Annotated in this window: 4 protein-coding genes; 2 read left to right on the top strand and 2 right to left on the bottom strand. The window is 72.1% G+C overall.

All coding sequences use genetic code 11. The annotated features are described in order from the left end of the window. Nucleotides 1-611 (top strand): polysaccharide deacetylase family protein (locus B9S61_RS01850; protein WP_103540615.1); only part of this gene is annotated, 611 nt, incomplete at its 5' end. 30 nt (nucleotides 612-641) lie between these two features. On the opposite strand, the gene B9S61_RS01845 is transcribed toward B9S61_RS01850, so the two are convergent. Beyond that, nucleotides 642-1,304: a class F sortase gene (locus B9S61_RS01845; protein ID WP_103540614.1), complete on the bottom strand. Its 663-nt coding sequence runs from the start codon at nucleotides 1,302-1,304 to the stop codon at nucleotides 642-644. A 334-nt stretch (nucleotides 1,305-1,638) separates the two neighbouring features. Between B9S61_RS01845 and B9S61_RS01840 the strand changes: the two genes are divergently transcribed. After that, a complete protein-coding gene (locus B9S61_RS01840; RefSeq protein ID WP_103540613.1) occupies nucleotides 1,639-2,136 on the top strand; it encodes a hypothetical protein in 498 nt (165 codons plus the stop codon). Nucleotides 2,137-2,223: 87 nt separating this feature from the next. On the opposite strand, the gene B9S61_RS01835 is transcribed toward B9S61_RS01840, so the two are convergent. Then, complete coding sequence (locus B9S61_RS01835; protein ID WP_103540612.1) at nucleotides 2,224-2,988, bottom strand: DUF4239 domain-containing protein; 765 nt, start codon at nucleotides 2,986-2,988, stop codon at nucleotides 2,224-2,226. Nucleotides 2,989-3,145: the final 157 nt, after the last annotated feature.

Genomic DNA, 3,145 nt, shown 5'->3' with positions numbered 1-3,145 from the left:
CGCCGGTGCGCGAGGAACCGCTGCTGCGGGTGGACGGGCGCGGCCGCACGATGGTGCTGTCCTTCGACGACGGGCCCGACCCCCGCTACACCCCGCACATCCTGGACACACTGGCCCGCTACGACGTACGCGCGATGTTCTTCGTGTGCGGGGAGATGGCCACCGACAACCGGGACCTGCTGGCCCGGATGGCCGACGAGGGGCATGTGGTCGGCAACCACACCTGGACCCACCCCCTGCTCACCCGGCTCGGCCGCCGCCGGATCCGCTCCGAGATGGAACGCACCTGCGACATCGTCGAGAAGGCCCACGGCGAACGCCCCGAATGGTTCCGCGCACCCTACGGCGCCTGGAACCGCGCGGCCTTCCAGATCGGCGCCGAACTGGGCATGGAGCCCATGGCCTGGACGGTCGACACCCTCGACTGGACCACGCCGGGCACCGCCACCATCGTCGACCGGGTCGAGGACGGCGCCGCCCCCGGCGTCGTGGTGCTGTCGCACGACGCCGGGGGCGACCGGTCGCAGAGCGTGCGGGCCCTGCGCGCCTATCTGCCCGAACTGCTGGACTCCGGCTACCACCTCACCGTGCCCCGCCGGCAGTACACCTGAGCGCCCCCGCCCGCCCGGACGGGGGACCGCTCAGCGGACCTCGGCCAGGCGGGCGAAGGCGACGACGTTCCCGTCGTACCCGTTCTGCTGGGTGAAGCCGCCGCCGCAGGTGATGACCCGCAGCTCCGCCGTCCCCTTGGAGGCGTAGACCCGGTCACCGGGGAAGTCGTTCTTCGCGAAGACCTCGATGCCGTAGATCTCGAACACGGCCGTCTTCCCGTCCTTCCGCACGATCTCGACGCGGTTTCCCTTCTTCAGCGCCCCGAGCCCGTAGAACACCGCCGGGCCCTGCGCGTTGTCGACATGGCCGACGACGACCGACGTGCCCTTCTCGCCCGGTGAGACCGCGCCGGTGAACCAGCCCGCCAGGTTCGGGTCCTGGGGCGGTGGCGCGTCCACCCAGCCCTCCGCGTCCAGACCCACCGGCAGCACCGGCGCGTCCACCTGGATCGCCGGGATCCGCACCCGTTCCGGTACCGCGTACGGCAGCGGAGGCACCGTGCCGGCCACGATGCCGGGAGTCCGGCTGTCGGCGGCGGCGCCGGCCGGCTGGGGCGGGCCCACGTCGAATTCCCCCGAGCCGTTGCGGATGAGCGCGAGGCCGGTCAGCAGCACCAGCGCTATCACGCCCCACGGAGCCCGCCTCCTGGGCCGCGCCTCCCATTCGGCTTCGTCCGGCTCGAAAGCAGACATTCGCCTTCCCCTCTCGCCACGGCCGTCGCCGTACCACTCGCGCATGATCGGAACGCTAGGCGGCGCGCGCGCAACCGGCGACGGGGCGGTGGCGAACGGGTGGCGCGGACAAGGACGGGTGCGCCATCCGGGGCAGGTTCCGACGAAGATCTTCTGACGGTCCGTGACCTGCGGCGATATCCCCGGCGCGGTTTTCCGCGGGGGACCGTGATCACCGGTACGGACCATCGCCGAAATGCGGCTCGGCGCAGGGCAACTGAGGGTCTATCTGGGAGGCGCTTTCTCGCCGATCGGACCGGGGACGGGACCCGGGGCGTCTTCCGCGGAGGATCACATGCGCAACTCACGTGCCCTGGCGGTCGCCGGAGCCGCGGTCGCCGTCCTCGGGGTCGCCGCCCCGGCGGCCGTCGCGGACTCCGGCCGGGTTCCCAACCCGTCCAACATCGTCGCCCTGCCCAGCGTCATCGCCCGCGGCGGCCAGCTGACCATCACGGTGGACGGCTGCCCCAACGGCGGAACGGCGACCTCCAACGCGTTCCAGCGGACCAATCTGACGCCCGTCAACGGCGCCAACGGCACCTCCAAGGGCACCGCCACGGTCGACCACGACGCCCGCGCCGGTTCCTACGACGTCACGGTCCACTGCTCCGGCCGAAGCCTGACCCGCCCGGCGGCGTTCACCGTCATCGGCGGCGTCCGCGGCGGTATCGGCGGCAGCAGCACCAGCGGTGCCACGCCCACCGACATGGCGATCGGCGGCACGCTGGTGGCCGCGGCGGTCGCCGGCAGCGGCGTCTTCTGGATGCGACGCCGCGCCGAGAAGCGGATCTGATCCGCTGTTCCCCTCGGCCCCCGTTTCGCATCTGCTCGAAAGGCTTCGCCCCGGATCCCTCGGGATCCGGGGCGAAGCTCTGCCCTCCTAGGATCCGAGGTGCGGGAAGAACCTCAGGAACGGGTCCGCGGACGCGGCGAGACCACGGCTGTACGGCGCGTCGAAGTCCCAGATGAGGAAGAGCAGGAAGGCGATCAGCGCGGAGAAGAGTCCCGCGAGGACCATCTCCCGGGCGGTGCGCCGGATCTGCAGCGCGAAGATCATCCCGATGGTGATGACGGCCCCGGCGACCAGCCCGAACCACACCACGCCCGGCATGGTCTCCCCGGTCGACGCGGCCCGCGCACTGCGCGCCTCGTCCGCGGCGGCCACCTGGTCCACCAGCGGCTGGTAGGCCTGCGCCTCGAAGTCCGTGCGCGGCTCGTAGTCGGTGACGTCCCGGCGGAGCCGGTCCAGCAGCTCCGTGCCGCGCGCGGTGACCTCGCCGTCGTCGGCCATGGCCCGCCACTCGGTGGTGACGACGTGTCCGACATAGGCGTTGACATCGTCGCGGATGCGGTCGCGCACCTCCGCGGGGTAGACCCGTACCCGCTCGGTGACCTCGTGCAGCGCCACCGCCTCCGCCCGTACGTGCTCCTCGGCGGCGCTGCGTCCCTCCCAGACGCCCGCGATGGCGAGGCCCAGGACGATGGCGTACACCACACCGATCCACATCGTCATGTACTCGATGACGTCCGGGGTCTCGCTGGTGTCCTCGTCGTCGGCCGCCCTGCGGTGCCGCAGGAGGGTGATGACCACCACGACGACACACGCGGCGAGCATCGCGAGGGTGAGAACAAGCCATTCCGGCAAGAGGTGCCTCCAGAAGGGGTCGGGGCGGTTCGGGCCTCAGCGCGGACGCAGCGCGGCGATGGCGACCACCGCGGGCGTCGTGATGAGCAGGACGAAGGTGAGCGGCGACGTGGCGCCGCCGGCCGGCTTACGGACCGGGGCCGTGCGGTACGCCGGG

The sequence above is a fragment of the Streptomyces sp. SM1 genome, from assembly GCF_002910825.1.
Lineage (GTDB): Bacteria > Actinomycetota > Actinomycetes > Streptomycetales > Streptomycetaceae > Streptomyces > Streptomyces okerensis.
This window is presented reverse-complemented; position numbering and strand designations above follow the sequence as displayed.